This window comes from Bradyrhizobium sp. 187 (genome assembly GCF_023101005.1).
Lineage (GTDB): Bacteria > Pseudomonadota > Alphaproteobacteria > Rhizobiales > Xanthobacteraceae > Bradyrhizobium > Bradyrhizobium canariense_D.
The window spans coordinates 5,267,143-5,282,663 of record NZ_CP064693.1 but is presented as its reverse complement, the minus strand read 5'-3'; the positions used below and the strand labels follow the sequence as shown (position 1 = coordinate 5,282,663).

Below are 15,521 nucleotides of genomic sequence, written 5' to 3'. Positions count from 1 at the left end.
GATGACAGACCCTCACGTCGCAGACCACGAACTGGACGTAGCCGGACGCCCGTCCACCGGCTTGCTGTCCCGGATCAATGCTCCGGTCGCTCGGCTAGGGATGTATCTGTCGGTGACCGGGCTGCTCGTCATCGTCACCATCGTCTTCTACCAGGTGTTCGGACGCTACGTGCTCAATTCCAGCCCGACCTGGACGGAGAACCTTGCGTTGGTTCTTATCCTGTATGTCACGTTGATCGGCGCCGCCGTCGGCGTGCGCGATGCCGGGCATATCGGCATGGACAGTTTGCTGGTGATGCTGCCGGATCGCGCGCGGGAGAAGATCGAGCTTGTCATCCACGTCCTGGTGGCCGGGTTCGGCGTCGCGATGGCCTATAACGGCTGGATCCTCGGAGCGTCGGTCGGAACCGTGAAGATCCCCAATCTGGGCCTGCCCGAGGTCATCCGTTACGTCCCGCTGATCGCCTCCGGCGTCCTGATCGTCTCCTTTTCAATCGAGCACATCATCGCCCTCCTGCGCGGCGAAGAGGTCGTCCCCTCATGGAACTGATCATCCTCGGCGCCACTTTCTTCGGCTTCCTGGTCCTCGGCGTGCCCGTCGCCTTCGCGATCGGCCTCTCGGCGATTTGCACCATCCTCTACGAAGGCCTGCCGGTCGCCGTCATCTTCCAGCAGATGATGTCGGGGATGAACATCTTCTCCTTCCTCGCCATCCCGTTCTTCGTCTTCAGCGGTGAGCTGATGCTGCATGGCGGCGTCGCCGACAAGATCGTGCAGCTCGCCAAGAATCTCGTCGGACACATCCGCGGCGGGCTCGGCATGTCGAACGTGGTCGCCTGCACCCTGTTCGGCGGCGTGTCCGGCTCGCCCGTGGCCGACGTGTCGGCGATGGGGGCGGTGATGATCCCCATGATGAAGAAGGAAGGTTTCGACACCGACTACGCGGTCAACGTCACCACCCATGCCTCGCTGGTCGGAGCGCTGATGCCGACCAGCCACAACATGATCATCTATGCGCTCGCCGCCGGCGGCAAGGTTTCGATCGGCGCGCTGATCGCCGCCGGCCTCCTGCCGGCCCTGGTGCTGATGGTGTGCATGCTGGTCGCCGCTTACGCGGTCGCGGTGAAGCGCGGCTATCCGGCCGGCAAGTTCCCGGGCTGGCCCGCGGTTTTTCGCTCGCTCGCAGCCGCTCTGCCCGGCCTTCTGATCGTCGGCATCATCCTGGCGGGCATCCTGTCCGGCGTGTTCACGGCAACCGAATCCGCAGCCGTCGCGGTCACCTATACGATCCTGCTGACGTTCTTCATCTACCGCACCATGACCTTGCCGAACTTCCTGCGCGCTGCATCCAAGGCGGTGAAGACCACGGGCGTGGTGCTGCTGCTGATCGGCGTGTCCACCATGTTCCAGTATTTGATGGGGCTTTATGAGGTCGCCGACTTCGCCGGCGAGATGATGAGCAAGGTCTCGACGCAGCCCTGGGTCATCTTCCTGCTCATCAACGTCATCCTGTTCGTGCTGGGCACGTTCATGGACATGGCAGCGACCATCCTGATCTGCACGCCGATCTTCCTGCCGATCGCGATGAAGGCGGGCATGGACCCGGTGCAGTTCGGCATGCTGATGCTGATCAACTGCGCGCTCGGGCTGAACACCCCGCCGGTCGGGACCACGCAGTTCGTGGGCTGCGCCATCGGCGGCATCTCGGTGGGCGCGGTGATGCGCACCATCCTGCCGTTCTACGCCGCCCTGATCGCAGCTCTGATGTTCGTGACCTACGTCCCCGCCTTCTCGCTGTGGCTGCCCCGCCTGCTGATGGGCTACAAGGGATAGCAGCAATACAGGAGAATCTAACCGTGACCGACTATCGCAAGCTCTTCGATCTCACCGGCAAGACGGCCGTGGTGCTCGGCGCCGCCTCCGGCATCGGCAAGTCGTCCGCCGAGGCGCTGGCCGGGCTCGGCGCCCGTGTCGTCTGCGCCGATCGCGCGCTTGACGCCGCCGAAGCAACTGCCGCCGGCATTCGTGAGAAGGGCGGCTGGGCCGAAGCGGCTGGGTGTGACGCCGCGAGCGCTGCGGACGTCAATGCGCTGGCCAAGACCGTGATGCAGAAATTTTCGCGGCTCGACATCGCGGTGACGACGCCCGGGCTCAACATCCGCAAGACCATCCTCGATTACACCGAGGAGGATCTCGACCGCGTCCTCAACCTCAATATCAAGGGCACGGTCTGGTTCTTCCAGGCCTTCGGCCGCATCATGGTCGAGCAGAAGGGCGGCAGCATCATTGCCTGCTCCTCAGTGCGGGCGGTGACGATCGAGCCGGGCCTCGGCGTCTACGGCTCGACCAAGGCGGCGATCGGCCTGCTGGTGAAGGGCTTTGCTTCCGAGGTTGGACGCTCCGGCGTGCGCGTTAACGCGATCGCGCCGAGCATCGCCGAGACCGCGCTGACTGGCCCGTTCAAGCAGCGTCCCGACATCTACAATCTCTATGCCGGCCACACCGTGTTCAACCGCTGGAGCAGCGCCGACGAGGTCGCGACCGCCGTCGCCTATCTCGCCTCGGACGCCGCGAGCTATGTCAGCGGCAGCACGCTGTTCGTCGATGGCGGCTGGACTGCCGTCGACGGGCCGCCGACCGGCCTCACCCAGTTGCACACGTAGGGCGCTTACCTACCCGGTGAAGCCGGCGCGTTGGCGAAGCCCCTTGCGGTCTGCGCCGGTCAGCAACGCGATCAGCGCGGCCGCCTCTTGCGGATGTGCGGCCCGCGTGGTCACGCCGGCCGTGTACATCGTCACGAGCTCGCAGCCCGGCGGCAGCGCTCCTGACAGTGCGATGCCGTCGGTCGCGATGATTTCGGTCGCCTGCGTGCAGCCGATCGGATGCGCGGCGCTGGATGCCGCAAGCTCCCGCATCGCGGTCGCGCCGTTGGAAGAGATCTTGAGGTGCGAGGCGACCTCGTAGGCGATGCCGAGCTGATCCAGCACCTTTGCGACATGCTGTCCGGCGGTCGAGGCTTTCGTGTCCGGTACGTAGATCGCGTCGGCGCTGCGCAGTACTTCGCGCAGATCGGCTTCAGTCTTCACTGTCACCCTGGGATCGCGGCTGCGGACCGCCAGCGCGGTTTCGACTCGCCCGACATCCGAGATCGAGGCGGGACTGACGAGCTGCTCTTCGGCAAGCTTTGCAAGCAGCGCCTGCGTCAGGATCACCAGATCGGCCGCCGTCCCCGCGCGCAGCTTGTCGGCCATGATGCCGACCGCGCCGAACTCGCCGTCGATGCCGAAGCCGGTCTGCGTCTTGAAGGGATCGCTGAGGCCGCGCACCAGGCCTTGCGCCGCGCCTCCGCTCAAAATGCTCACTGTCGTCACGATGGCAGCTCCATGGCTGCAATGATCTTGTCGCGCGTGATCGGCAGGTCGCGCACGCGCACGCCGAGGCAATCGTAAACGGCATTCGCGATCGCCGCCGTCACCGGGCCGTGGGCAGCCTCGCCGGCCCCGACCGGTTCGATCTCCGACCGCTGGACGATCTCGACATCCACCATTGGCACCTCGCTGAAGGTGAGGATCGGATAGTCGGTCCAGGACGTCGATGTGATGCGCGTGCGGTCGAACCGAACGCGCTCCTTCAGCACCCAGCTCGTCGCCTGGATCGCGCCGCCCTCGATCTGGTTGATGACGCCGTCCGGGTTGATGGCCTCGCCGACATCGACCGCCAGCGTCAGCCGCTTGACGCGGATGTCGTCAGTGCCTTCGATCTCCGCAATCGCGGCGCAATAGGCCCCCGTGTTCTTGTAGCGGGCGAAGCCGACGCCATGACCCATGCCGGACTGCTTCTGCGGTTTCCACTGCGCGCGTCGTGCCGCGGCCCGGATGACGTCCTTTGCGCGCTCGTCGCGCAGATGACGCAGGCGGAACGCGATCGGGTCTTCGCCGCGCAGGGCGGCGATCTCGTCGAGCAGGGACTCGATCGCGAACACATTGCCCTGTCCGCCGAGTGTCCGCAGCGCCGAGGTCCGCACCGGCATGGTCAGCAGCCGGTGGCTCGTGACCGTCCAGGCCGGGAGGTCATAGAGCGGAACGGAGTTGCGGTCGCCGCCGCCGCCATTGGCCGCCGGCGGATTGGTCGAGATCATCCGGGGGTAGGGGTTCGTGATCTCGGTTGCGGCGAGCAGCGCGGGCTGCGCCGCGCGCCCCGGCCGCGCCGCGTGGCCGTTGCTCCAGATCGCATGGCGCCAGCCGACGATCTCGTTGTCCGCATCGAGATCGGCCTCGATCTCGATCGCCATCGCCGCGCCAAACGGCGCGTGGGACATCTCGTCGTGGCGCGACCACTGCACCCGCACCGGACGGCCGCCGGCAGCTTTCGCCAGCAGCACGGCATCGAGCGCGACGTCGTCGGCGGCATTATGCCCGTAGCAGCCCGCGCCCTCCATATGCTCGACGACGATGCTCTCGGCCGGCAGCCTGAGCACGATCGCGAGGTCGGCGCGCAGCAGGTAGACGCCCTGGCTGTGCGTCCAGACATGGACACGATCGCCACTCCATTGTGCCATCGCACAGGACGGTGCGATCGAAGCGTGTGCGATATAGGGACGGATGTATTGCCGGCGGAGGGTGCGAGCAGCCTTCTTCATCGCTGCCGCAGTGGTCCTGGTGTCGATGACGGTGGTCTCGACCGGTTGGCTCTTCAGGAATCCGGACAGATCATTTTCATCCGGCAGCGGCTCGCCGGCCGACCATGTCGCCCCCTTGCGCAAGGCTTTCAGCGCGGCTTCCGCCGCTGCCTCGCTGTCGGCAACCACCCCGGCAAAGCCGCCGTCGCGGACGATCGCGACGAGGCCGGGAACGGCTCGCGTCGCGGTCTCGTCGAGCGCAATCAGCCTGGCGCCCGAGATGTCCGGCCGCAGCACGCGTCCGTGCAGCAAGTCCGGCAGCGGACAGTCATGGATAAAGCGCGCCCGTGCGAACACCTTGTCGGGAATGTCGACGCGCTGGACCGAATGTCCGGCCACAGTGCGCTTGGCGACAATCTTCGCTGTCGCGCCCGCAATGGCGTCGTGGTCGAGCGAAACGTCGCCGGCCAACTCCCAATAGCTGGTCCTGACATTGCCGGGGCCCGAGATCGTGCCGTCCTGGATATCGAGCAGCGACGCATCGACACCGAGACGTTCGGATGCCGCGGCGAGGAAGTGCTGGCGCACCTCGGCACAGGCGTGGCGCAGCGCGCGGCCGGACTGCTGGATCGAAAGGCTGCCCGAGGTGACGCCCTCGTTCGGGCTTCCCGCCGTGGAGGCGCGGATCATCTCGATGCGACCAATATCGACGTCGAGCTCGTCGGCTGCGATCTGCGCCAGGGCCGTGACGACGCCCTGTCCGATCTCGACCTTGCCGGGCGAGATCGCCACACGGCCGTCGCCGATGAGCTTCACCCAGGATGACAGCTTGGGATTGGCCGCAAGGCTGACCGGCAGTGTCGGGGCAGGGGACGGGACAGTCATGATGTCGCCATCTCCGCGGCCGCCCGCAACACGGCGCGGACCATGCGGTTGTGCGATCCGCAGCGGCACAGATTGCGATCGAGCGCGGCTCTCACCTCGGCCTCCGTCGGCGACGGATTGCGCTTCAGCAGCGCCGCCGCGCTGATCAGGATACCCGATACGCAATAGCCGCATTGCATCGCCTGCTCGGAGATAAAGGCGCGTTGCAGCGGATGCGGTTGCTCCGCCGTGCCGAGGCCTTCCACCGTGACGACCTCCTTGTCCGCGACCGACCACATCGGCATGTCGCAGGAGGCCATCGCGCGATCACCGACCATGACATGGCAGGCGCCGCACTCGCCGGCCCCGCAGCCGAAATGCGGACTTGTGACGCCGAGCCGGCCGCGCAGCACATCGAGCAATGTCTGATCCGGATCGGCATCCACCTCTACTGCCTTGCCGTTGAGCTGGAATTGAATGGTCGGCATTGTCGCGCTACGGCCTCAGGACTTGTCGAACTTCTTGACGACATCGGCCCATTTCACGATGTCGCCGCGCAGGAATTTGTCGAATTCCTCCGGCGTCATCGACATGGGCGCTGCGCCCTGCGCAGTCCAGAGCTTGACGATGTCGGGCCGCTTCACCATTGCGTTCACGGCGGCATTGAGCTTGTCGATCACGGGTTTCGGCGTGCCGGCCGGAGCCATCAGGCCGAGCCAGATCGTGGCTTCATAGCCAGATACGCCCGCCTCGATCGCTGTCGGTACGTTCGGCAGCACGGCTGAGCGCTGCTTGCCGGTGGTCGCGAGCGCGCGGACCTGGTTCTCGCCGATGTTCGGCGCCATCGCCGGCACCGCGTCGATCATCATCTGCACCTGCCCGCCGATCACGCCACTGCGCGCCTCGCCACTGTTGCGGTAAGGAACATGGACGAGATCGATGCCGGCCATGGCTTTGAACAGCTCGCCGGCCATGTGATAGGGCGTGCCCTGGCCGGAGGAGGCGTAGTTCAATTTGCCCGGCTGCGACTTGGCGAGGGCGACGAACTCCTGCAGCGTCTTCGCTGCGACTTGCGGGTTCACCACGATGACGAGATCGGAAGAGTTCACCGGTGCGATCGGCGCGAGGTCGCGCATCAGCTCGTATTTGCGCTTGTCCGGCGTCAGCAGCGATTCGTTCGCGGTCTGGGTGTTAGACATCATCAGCAGCGTGTAGCCGTTGGCGGGCGACTTCGCCGCTTCGACCGTGCCGATGACGCCGCCCGCGCCGGTGCGGTTCTCGATCACGAAGGGCTGGCCAAAACTCTCCTGGAGCGCATTGCCGATCTGCCGGGCGGCCACATCGGCCGGCCCGCCGGCGCCGAAGGGCACGACGATCCGGACCGCGTGGTTGGGATAGTCCTGCGCCAGGGACGGTGCTGCGGAGCATGCGCTGAGCAGGCCGGCAGCCAGCGCCAGCATGAATTGTCGGGCCGTCACACCCACCTCCCTGATGTCGTTCTTGTTGGTAAGCACTGTAGCGGCAGGGGAGGCGGACTGTCGACGCCTCACAAGGTCGATGGTGCCTGGAATATCCGGCGGTTTTCGGTGTGGCGGCGCCGCTCTTCGCGGTCGCGGCAGGAACCGGCGGCGCACGCGGTCTGAGCAAATCGCATGGGCGTTGCCGGATAAATACCCTCGGCTGACAGGTAGTTTGGTGTTACCAAATTGGACATGAACCAGCACGCCAAGATCGAAATCCGCCATTCGACCTGTCCGCATGATTGCCCGTCGGCCTGTGCCCTCGACATCGAGGTGGTCGAGGGGCGCAGCATCGGTCGTGTCCGCGGTTCGAAAAAGCAGACCTATACGGCCGGCGTGGTCTGCGCCAAGGTCGCCCGTTATGCCGAGCGCATCCATCATCCTGAAAGGCTGATGTATCCGCTGCGCCGAACGGGTGCGAAGGGTTCCGGCCAATTCGCCCGGATCAGCTGGGACGAGGCGCTCGACGAGATTGCGGACCGCTTCAACCAGGCCGAGCGCGAGTTCGGCGCGGAGTCAATCTGGCCCTATTATTATGCTGGCACGATGGGGCTGGTGATGCGCGACGGCCTCAACCGCCTCACCCATGTGAAGAAATATTCGCGGTTCTATCAGACCATCTGCGCCAATGTCGGGCGCATCGGGTTCGCGATCGGCACCGGCAAGATCGCCGGCGTCGATCCGCGCGAGATGGCGCTCTCCGATCTCGTGGTGATCTGGGGCACCAACCCCGTCAACACGCAGGTCAACGTAATGACACACGCCGCGCGTGCCCGGAAGGAGCGCGGAGCCAAGATCGCGGCCGTCGACATCTACGACAACGAGACCATGAAGCAGGCGGATATCAAGATCATTCTGCGGCCCGGCACCGACGGCGCGTTCGCCTGCGGCGTGATGCATGTCCTGTTCCGCGACGGCTACGCCGATCGCGCCTATATGGACAAGTACACCGATTGCCCTGGCGAGCTCGAGGCGCATCTGAAGACACGCACGCCCGAATGGGCGTCGGCGATCTCAGGCGTGCCGGTGGCGGAGATCGAGGCCTTTGCCAAACTGGTCGGCGAGACCAAGCGAACCTTCTTCCGGCTCGGCTACGGCTTCACCCGCTCGCGCAACGGCGCGGCGCAGATGCATGCCGCGAACTGCATTCCCGCGGTAACCGGCGCCTGGCAATATGAAGGCGGCGGCGCCTTCTTCAACAATTATGCGCTGTGGCACTTCAACGAATCCATCATCGAGGGTCACGACGCCATCGACCCAACTATCCGCGCGCTCGACCAGTCGCAGATCGGCCGCATCCTCACTGGCGATTCCAAGGCCCTGCACGGCAAGGGTCCGGTCAAGGCGCTGCTGATCCAGAACACCAATCCGATGACCGTTGCGCCGGAACAGGCTGTGGTGCGGCAGGGTTTTGCGCGCGAGGATTTGTTCGTCGCGGTGCACGAGCAGTTCATGACCGAGACGGCCGAGATGGCCGACATCGTGCTGCCGGCGACGATGTTCATGGAACATGACGATCTCTATTACGGCGGCGGCCACCAGCACATCTCGGTCGGGCCGAAGCTGATCGACCCGCCCGGCGAATGCCGCTCCAATCACGAGGTGTTACAGGCGCTGGCGCCGCGGCTTGGCGCCTGTCATCCGGGGTTCGAGCTGACGCCCCGCGAGTTGATCGACGCGACGCTGAAGCTGAGCGACCACGGCGACATTGCCGGCCTCGAAGCCGACCTTTGGCGCGACCTGCAGCCGGACTTCCGCACGTCGCATTATCTCGACGGCTTCGCCCACGCCGACAGGAAATTCCATTTCAAAGCGGATTGGGCGCATCCGCCGTTCGGCCAGACGATGGGTGACTTCGACAAGATGCCGTCGCTGCCGGACCATTGGGCGGTGATCGAGCATGCCGACCAGGCCCATCCGTTCCGGCTTGCCACGAGCCCGTCGCGCAGCTTCCTCAACACGACCTTCAACGAGACGCCGTCCTCCCAGGCGCGCGAGGGCAAGGCGAGCGTGATGATCCATCCCCTGGATGCGGCCGCGCTCGACATCGCCGATGGCGACGCCGTGACGCTCGGCAACATCCGCGGCGAGACCACGCTGATCACCACGCTGTTTGACGGCGTTCGGCGCGGCGTGCTGATCGCGGAGTCCGTTCATCCCAACAAGAACCATATCGGTAACCGCGGCATCAACATGCTGACTGGCGCGGACACCATCGCGCCGATCGGCGGCGCCGCTTTCCACGACAACAAGGTCTGGATCAGGAAAGCGGTCGCGGGCTGAGCCCACGCTGCGATCGCGCTACAAGCTTGTGTCGAGGCGCTAAAGCGGCGCCGCGCCGCAGTTTGCCCTTGCACCTTCCGCCCGAGCTGCCGCAAATGGCTGCAAAACGGAGAGAAGGAAGCGAGGGTGCCATGACCGACACTACAGCTGTGATCACCGAGAAGCGCGGGCAGGCGCTCTGGATCACCATCAACCGGCCCGAGAAACGCAATGCGCTGAATGGCGAGGTCATCGGCGGCATCGCGCGCGGCTATCGCGACGCGCATGACGACAAGGACGTGCGCGTCATCGTGCTGACGGGCGCGGGCGACAAGGCGTTCTGCGCCGGTGCGGACCTGCAGAACTCCGGCGCGGCTTTCGCGATGGATCATTCGAAGCCCAATGTCGACTATGCCGATTTGCTGCGCTTGTCGCGGAACGCGACCAAGCCCGCGATTGCGCGCCTCAGCGGCGTCTGCATGGCAGGCGGCATGGGCCTGCTCTGCATGACCGACATGGCCGTCGCCGCCGATCACGTCATCTTCGGCCTGCCGGAAGTGAAGGTCGGCGTGTTCCCGATGCAGGTGTTGAGCCTGTTGCAGTCGATCGCGCCACCGCGCCTCGTCAACGAATGGGCGTTGACCGGCGAGCCGTTCGACGCGAAAGCGGCATTGGCAGCAGGCCTGCTGAACTACGTCGTGCCCACGGCCGAGCTGGATGCCAAAGTCGACTGGCTGATCGGCCGCATCGTCGACAAATCCCCGACCGCGATCCGTCGCGGCAAATACGCGATGCGCGCCATCGCCTCGATGTCGTTCGACGAGAGCATCGCCTACACCGAAAGCCAGATCGCGCTGCTTGCCATGACCGAGGATGCCAAGGAAGGGCTGAAGGCGTTCAGCGAGAAGCGCAAGCCGGTGTGGACGGGAAAATAGGCGATCCTTTCAGCGCATTCATCGGTTTTGCCGTCGGCCGACGTGCCTTTATTCCGAGGGGAGATTGGCGTTTAGCCGAATAAGGAGAGATCTTGTCCGCTCTTCGCGACGCTTTTTTGTGGCAATGATCAACTGCCTGGCCGTACGCTTGGCGTAGGTTGGCAGTTGGCGACTTGATCTATGACGACCAGCCGCGCGCAACTCTGCATCCGTGAGATCGCTGTCGGCGCCCTCGGTAAATCCTCCGTGTCGGAAAGACCTAAAAGAAAGCTCCTGACGTAGGCCAGCCTCTGTGATGATGGTTTTTACCACACTTCGTAGATAGCGGAGATCCTTGCGTGGGGTAATCCATGGTAGCGGGATTGCCGACTGACGATGCGCATGATCACGACGGAATACCAGACCGGAGAGGGTGGTCCTCTTGATCTCGTCGAGTTCCTCCATAAGCTCAGGAAAGAGAGGGGTGCCCGTTTCGTCTGATAGTGGCCACCAAGCCTCCTCTCCATTCTTCGGATGCACGATTCTGACGCTATTTGGCCGCTCGCTGGGTCGATAATGCGAAATGTCGAAGGCGCCAAACACGTGCTGCTCTCGTTGCAGCCACTCCCACGACAATAAAGCAGCTGTTGCGATCGAGCGGTAATCAAGCTTTCTCGCGGCAGCTCTGAACGCGACGAGTTCGTCCCAAGTTGCGGTCGGTGTGGGCCGTATCGGTTGCCCAGGCGGATGAGATTTTAGTCCCATCCGGGAAAACGGATTGGTCGCTGGTACGATCCGTTCTTGAGCACGCTGACCAACGAACCAAGCACGGCGACAGGCCGCCATGGCCATAGTTACATAGCGACGACGCTCGCGAACGACGACCTCTCCACTGTTATTGACTTTCGTCACGCACAATAATTTTCGATAAACTGCGTCGACAAACGCTTTGGTGAAATCGGACAACTGTTTAGACCCAACGCGACTTCCATCTTTCAGCTCGTGATTGGCGAACAGTGCGAGACTTTTGGTGTAGTGCCGCTGTGTAGCGCTTTCGATTTCGGTCCACTTCTGGTGAGCTTGGAAGACGCCGACGAGCCAATCGAACGTGCCGGGTTCGATCGTCGCCGGCATGATGTCGCTTAGACCCCGTGAGTGCCAACTGTCGAACGCCGGCAGGAGGACTTTCTCTGCCCGCTCGACGGCAGTTGCGTAATCGCAGCCTAGAGCTTCAGGGTTTAAATCGCAGCCCTGTCGACGAGCCCAGGTTGGGGGTTCAAAATAGTAGGCTATTCTATTCTTCGCTAATATTTTGCGGCGACAATAACGGGGCAGATGCGGTGCCTTTTCAAGCGAAATCACACCAGGCATAAAAGATCCTCCCCCTGCTTAAGATCTCTTTTTCCGGTCGACGCTGCGAAGTGATCCATAGTCGCCTTCGACCAAACTGGCTGGCGCAGGCGCCCTGTTCCGCGAAAGCCGATTGGCGGGGGGGCGTCTCGTCGGCTGATCGCGCGCATGAGTTCGCTTGTGTCTCCAAAGTCAAGGTAAGCGGCGGCCATGTCCGCTCTCATCATCGTGGGCCAGGTTCCAGCGAGAGGGTAGCGGGCAGGTAGTGCGGTGCGCGGCGAGACTAAGCGGTTTGATCTCACTGCTGAATGCCCGTGGTGTAACATGTGCTGATTTCACTGACGAACGAGACGGGATCTGGTCGATCCAGATTGCTCTTCGCCCCCGGTCGGGGGAGCGAGTGTTCGGATTGCGGATTAAGCGGAGTGTTACGGCCAAAGAGTTTGCACCTCTACTGCGAAGCGCGGCCGGGCGGGAAAAGGCTGGATTGGCGCGCGAAAAGGAAGCCTTTGGCGTGGAGTTCTCCAGGAAAGCCAATTCTGCTCGCGAAAGAAAAAGGGGACAGTTGCGGCGTTCCGTCGGCGGCGGCAGGTAGCACGCAGTCACCTGCTCTGGACGATAGATCAATAGTCAATCCGACAGGTCCGATGGGAGACTTGTATCGAAGCCTTCGGATCGCTTTCGACTCTCGGAATTTCAACGTGCGGGTTGGACTAAGCAGGCTATGGTTGCTGGGCTGAGCACTGCACGGCCGGCCATTGCTCGAATGGTTCAATTGCTCACGTATTGGGACTGATAGTTGCAGATAACCGTGAGCTGCAGGCCTCTCGTGATGCGCCTGAGCCGGATGGACGATGCAAAGCAGAATGCAGCCCGAACTGCGCCTGGATGGGTAAATAGGACTAAGAGACTTTTCGACGCGCCGACGAATTCAAGCGACGAAACGAGGTCCTCTGGTCAAGCCCTGGCGAGTTCTCCCGTTTGCGCGCGTGCGGCTGCGCCGCAACGGGCTCTTGTGAACCGAGCCGCGCTGCGTCTCGGCCATCCGGCTTCGATCCCTCGCGCAGGGATAGCGGAGCTCCTCGCCGGGGGCACTCGGAAAAGGGGCTCGCCTTGCGGCGATCGCTATCACTGCCCCGTTCCCGGGTGCCGCTATTAAACCGGTCTCGTCGCTGCACTCGGACCCGCGTGCCGCTTCGGCTCGCTATGCTCACGCTCTCCGGGTGCCATTTTCCATAGGGCGATACGCCCCTGGCGCACGCCTGGTGGGGCCTGCGGCCCCGGTAGCTCAGCTCAATTCCCATGAAGATACGATGGAAGGCGGGCTGCGTCACAGATTTTCGCATTCTCTCAAGTAGGAGGACAGAGTCAGAGTGTCGGCCGGGTTTTGCCATGACGGGTTACAGGCTGCGAGAGAGGCTCGCGGTCCCCGTCGCGGAGACCCGCGATGTCCAGACACTATCTTCGGGCGCGCACCGGTGAGGACCGGGCAAGCCTTTATGACGACATCACCAACAAGATCATCGCCGAGCTGGAGGCTGGCCGAGTGCCGTGGGTGCAGCCTTGGGGCACGGTGGCGGCGAAGGCGCCTTTGGCCATGCCGAAAAGCGCAGCATCCGGCGTCAATACAGCGGCATTAACATTTTATTTCTCTGGGGTGCCGCGACCGAACACGGATTTACAGGGCAGAGCTGGCTTACCTTCCGCCAGGCGCTGTCGCTCGGTGGTCACGTCCGCAAGGGCGAGCGCGGCACGACCGTCGTCTACGCCGACCGCTTCGTGCCGGTCGACGAAAAACGCCGCGCACATGAGACCGGTGAGGAAGCGCAGGGCATTCCGTTCCTCAAGCGCTTCACGGTCTTCAACAGCGATCAATGTGACGGCCTGCCGCCAGAGATCGCAAAAACGGCGCCACCTCCGCCGCCAGGCCTGATCGAGCCGCAGGTGGAATACCTGATCAAGGCGACCGGCATCGACTTTCGCATCGGCGGCAACCGTGCCTTCTATATGCCGACGGAAGACTATGTGCAGGTGCCGCCTCCGCAGGCCTATTTTGAACCAATCAATTGGCATCGAACGGCCCTCCACGAGCTGGCGCATGCCAGTGGCCATCCATCGCGTCTCAACCGTGACCTGTCAGGCAGCTGCGGTACCAAGAAGTATGCCTTTGAGGAGCTGGTTGCGGAAATATCGTCTGCGTTCAGTTGCGCCTCGCTCGGCATCGTGCCGACGGTGCGGCATGCCGACTATATCGGCTCATGGCTTGAAGTCTTGCGCGAGGACAATCGTGCAATCATCCGGGCTGCTTCCAAGGCCAGCAAGGTTGCCGATTATCTGCTTGGCTTTCTCCCAGAACCCGTCGGCGACATGCCGAGGCAGGACCAGCAGGCGGCGTGAGGTTCTGCTCGGTGGGCGCGCGCACAAGAGTGAGAGGGGCAGGGTCGTTTCCGTGACGGGTTGGAGGCCGAGAGAGAGGCTCCCGGCTGCCCGTCGTGGAGAATCAGCATGCCAAAAGCTGTCCAAAAAATCGCGTCGGCCGATGTCGCAGTGACCCGTGGAAAGCACATCGAAGTGTCGGGATCCCATGCCAAGATGCGCAAGAGCTTGCGAGGCTACGGCCTCTTTGGAGAGATCACCTTTTGTAAGCTCCGCATGTTCGTGCGGATGCACGCGAGCGGCATAGAGATGCTGTCGAAGGTGCTCAACCGGTATCCAGTCGAAGGTGTCCTTTGGCAGGAGGCGGCCTGATGTCCCGCCAACCTTGCGAACTGGCACGCCGCCTTGCGCGAGAGGCGGAGGCGGTATGCCGACGCTATCTCTCCAATGGCAAGCGGGCGGGGCGGTATTGGGTGGTCGGCGACGTCCACAACAACCCGGGCCGCTCATTGTTTGTGCGGCTCCAGGAATCGCCGAAGGGAACGGCGGGCAAATGGACCGATGCCGCAACCGGCGCGCATGGTGATCTCCTCGACATCATCCGCGAAACGCTGGCTTTGCGAGACTTTCGTGAGGTCGCCGAGGAGGCGAGGCGCTTTTTGAACCTGCCTCGTTCTGAGCAGAAACCCGCCCCAAGACCTATTCCCTCGGTCGTACCGCGCGGATCGCAGGAAGCCGGCCGCCGGCTCTTTGCGATATCGAGCCTGATCGAGGGGAGCATTGCCGAGGCATATTTGCAGGGCCGCGGCATAACCCGCATCCATCATGGCGGCAGTCTGCGCTTTCATCCACGCTGCTACTATCGACCGGACGACCATCTGCCGACCGAGACCTGGCCGGCGATGATTGCCTGCGTTACCGATCTCGATGGTCGGATCACGGGTGTGCACCGGACCTGGCTCGATCCGGACGGCTTTGATCGCGTGCGGCTCGGTAAGGCTCCGATCGATACTCCGCGGCGCGCGATGGGCGATCTGCTCGGTAACGCCGTTCGGTTCGGCCTGGCGGATGACGTGCTCGCTGCCGGCGAAGGTATCGAGACCATGCTTTCGCTACGCTACCTGCTGCCGACTATGCCGATGGCGGCCGCGCTTTCGGCTAATCACCTCTCCGCCATGACGCTGGCGTCTAGCCTGCGCCGGCTCTACATTGCGCGCGATGCCGATGCCGCCGGTGGTGCGGTCGTGGCAACTCTCAGCCAGCGCGCAGCAGACGCCGGCATTGAAGTGGTCGTGCTGTCGCCCAGGCTGGGCGACTTCAACGAAGATCTGCATGTCTTCGGTCTCGAAGCCCTCCGAGCAGCGCTGCGGTTTCAGCTTGTGCCAGAGGATATCGTTCGCTTCCTCCATTCGTCGACGCTGGCCGCGGAATAGCTCCGGGTCTTCGATCGACGTTGATGGGCCGGTCATAGGCGAGGCCAATACCGGAAGAGGACGCGACCTCGGCCTTCTAGAGGGCGATCGGACGGCAGCCGGCCCGGGCCGGCAATGGCTAACGTCCGGCTATTTTCCGCCGCGCGCCAGCGATGTGAAGATACATCATGCAGTTGGCCGCGCG

At 63.5% G+C, this 15,521-nt stretch carries 12 protein-coding genes and 1 pseudogene; 8 read left to right on the top strand and 5 right to left on the bottom strand.

Going from position 1 to position 15,521, the window contains the following annotated elements; all coding sequences use genetic code 11:
* Nucleotide 1: 1 nt before the first annotated feature.
* The 3 genes from IVB19_RS25495 to IVB19_RS25485 are packed head-to-tail and all read left to right on the top strand — an operon-like array spanning nt 2 to nt 2,663.
* The gene (locus tag IVB19_RS25495; protein ID WP_026232817.1) at nt 2-550 is read left to right on the top strand and encodes a TRAP transporter small permease; all 549 of its coding nucleotides are present in this window, start codon (nt 2-4) and stop codon (nt 548-550) included.
* A complete protein-coding gene (locus tag IVB19_RS25490) occupies nt 541-1,833 on the top strand; it encodes a TRAP transporter large permease (protein WP_247335160.1) in 1,293 nt (430 codons plus the stop codon). Before IVB19_RS25495 ends, IVB19_RS25490 begins: the two co-directional genes overlap by 10 nt.
* 23 nt (nt 1,834-1,856) lie before the next feature.
* A complete protein-coding gene (locus IVB19_RS25485; protein ID WP_247297020.1) occupies nt 1,857-2,663 on the top strand; it encodes an SDR family NAD(P)-dependent oxidoreductase in 807 nt (268 codons plus the stop codon).
* A 9-nt stretch (nt 2,664-2,672) separates the two neighbouring features.
* Here IVB19_RS25485 and IVB19_RS25480 read toward each other — a convergent pair whose 3' ends face one another.
* The 4 genes from IVB19_RS25480 to IVB19_RS25465 are packed head-to-tail and all read right to left on the bottom strand — an operon-like array spanning nt 2,673 to nt 6,942.
* The gene (locus tag IVB19_RS25480; protein WP_247820022.1) at nt 2,673-3,371 is read right to left on the bottom strand and encodes a molybdate ABC transporter substrate-binding protein; all 699 of its coding nucleotides are present in this window, start codon (nt 3,369-3,371) and stop codon (nt 2,673-2,675) included.
* Nucleotides 3,368-5,503 carry a xanthine dehydrogenase family protein molybdopterin-binding subunit gene (locus tag IVB19_RS25475; RefSeq protein WP_247820021.1) on the bottom strand — a complete coding sequence of 712 codons (2,136 nt, stop codon included), beginning with the start codon at nt 5,501-5,503 and terminating at the stop codon, nt 3,368-3,370. The genes IVB19_RS25480 and IVB19_RS25475 overlap by 4 nt, the downstream gene beginning before the upstream one ends.
* Nucleotides 5,500-5,970 (bottom strand): (2Fe-2S)-binding protein, encoded by a 471-nt coding sequence (locus tag IVB19_RS25470; RefSeq protein WP_247820020.1) that lies wholly within the window; start codon nt 5,968-5,970, stop codon nt 5,500-5,502. The genes IVB19_RS25475 and IVB19_RS25470 overlap by 4 nt, the downstream gene beginning before the upstream one ends.
* Nucleotides 5,971-5,985: 15 nt before the next feature.
* Nucleotides 5,986-6,942, bottom strand: a complete 957-nt coding sequence (locus tag IVB19_RS25465; protein WP_247821705.1) for a tripartite tricarboxylate transporter substrate binding protein — start codon at nt 6,940-6,942, stop codon at nt 5,986-5,988.
* Between the two features lie 252 nt (nt 6,943-7,194).
* Here IVB19_RS25465 and IVB19_RS25460 point away from each other — a divergent pair, with 252 nt between their 5' ends.
* Both IVB19_RS25460 and IVB19_RS25455 read left to right on the top strand, forming a co-directional pair.
* The gene (locus IVB19_RS25460) at nt 7,195-9,285 is read left to right on the top strand and encodes a molybdopterin-dependent oxidoreductase (protein ID WP_247820019.1); all 2,091 of its coding nucleotides are present in this window, start codon (nt 7,195-7,197) and stop codon (nt 9,283-9,285) included.
* A 131-nt stretch (nt 9,286-9,416) separates the two neighbouring features.
* Nucleotides 9,417-10,199 carry an enoyl-CoA hydratase/isomerase family protein gene (locus IVB19_RS25455; RefSeq protein ID WP_247820018.1) on the top strand — a complete coding sequence of 261 codons (783 nt, stop codon included), beginning with the start codon at nt 9,417-9,419 and terminating at the stop codon, nt 10,197-10,199.
* Between the two features lie 48 nt (nt 10,200-10,247).
* Here IVB19_RS25455 and IVB19_RS25450 read toward each other — a convergent pair whose 3' ends face one another.
* The gene (locus IVB19_RS25450; RefSeq protein WP_247398422.1) at nt 10,248-11,549 is read right to left on the bottom strand and encodes a site-specific integrase; all 1,302 of its coding nucleotides are present in this window, start codon (nt 11,547-11,549) and stop codon (nt 10,248-10,250) included.
* Between the two features lie 1,426 nt (nt 11,550-12,975).
* Here IVB19_RS25450 and IVB19_RS25445 point away from each other — a divergent pair.
* From IVB19_RS25445 to IVB19_RS25435, 3 genes and pseudogenes are all read left to right on the top strand, one after another.
* Nucleotides 12,976-13,925 (top strand): annotated as a pseudogene (locus tag IVB19_RS25445) (ArdC family protein).
* A 108-nt stretch (nt 13,926-14,033) separates the two neighbouring features.
* Nucleotides 14,034-14,276 carry a hypothetical protein gene (locus tag IVB19_RS25440; protein ID WP_247392225.1) on the top strand — a complete coding sequence of 81 codons (243 nt, stop codon included), beginning with the start codon at nt 14,034-14,036 and terminating at the stop codon, nt 14,274-14,276.
* A complete protein-coding gene (locus tag IVB19_RS25435; protein ID WP_247820017.1) occupies nt 14,276-15,337 on the top strand; it encodes a DUF7146 domain-containing protein in 1,062 nt (353 codons plus the stop codon). The genes IVB19_RS25440 and IVB19_RS25435 overlap by 1 nt, the downstream gene beginning before the upstream one ends.
* Nucleotides 15,338-15,521 lie beyond the last annotated feature (184 nt).

Excerpts from the sequence above, each read along its gene's own strand:
- IVB19_RS25495 (WP_026232817.1), top strand. The coding sequence starts at position 2 with ATGACAGACCCTCACGTCGCAGACCACGAACTGGACGTAGCCGGACGC.
- IVB19_RS25490 (WP_247335160.1), top strand. The coding sequence starts at position 541 with ATGGAACTGATCATCCTCGGCGCCACTTTCTTCGGCTTCCTGGTCCTC.
- IVB19_RS25475 (WP_247820021.1), bottom strand. The coding sequence starts at position 5,503 with ATGACTGTCCCGTCCCCTGCCCCGACACTGCCGGTCAGCCTTGCGGCC.
- IVB19_RS25470 (WP_247820020.1), bottom strand. The coding sequence starts at position 5,970 with ATGCCGACCATTCAATTCCAGCTCAACGGCAAGGCAGTAGAGGTGGAT.
- IVB19_RS25465 (WP_247821705.1), bottom strand. The coding sequence starts at position 6,942 with ATGCTGGCGCTGGCTGCCGGCCTGCTCAGCGCATGCTCCGCAGCACCG.
- IVB19_RS25460 (WP_247820019.1), top strand. The coding sequence starts at position 7,195 with ATGAACCAGCACGCCAAGATCGAAATCCGCCATTCGACCTGTCCGCAT.
- IVB19_RS25455 (WP_247820018.1), top strand. The coding sequence starts at position 9,417 with ATGACCGACACTACAGCTGTGATCACCGAGAAGCGCGGGCAGGCGCTC.
- IVB19_RS25450 (WP_247398422.1), bottom strand. The coding sequence starts at position 11,549 with ATGCCTGGTGTGATTTCGCTTGAAAAGGCACCGCATCTGCCCCGTTAT.
- IVB19_RS25440 (WP_247392225.1), top strand. The coding sequence starts at position 14,034 with ATGCCAAAAGCTGTCCAAAAAATCGCGTCGGCCGATGTCGCAGTGACC.
- IVB19_RS25435 (WP_247820017.1), top strand. The coding sequence starts at position 14,276 with ATGTCCCGCCAACCTTGCGAACTGGCACGCCGCCTTGCGCGAGAGGCG.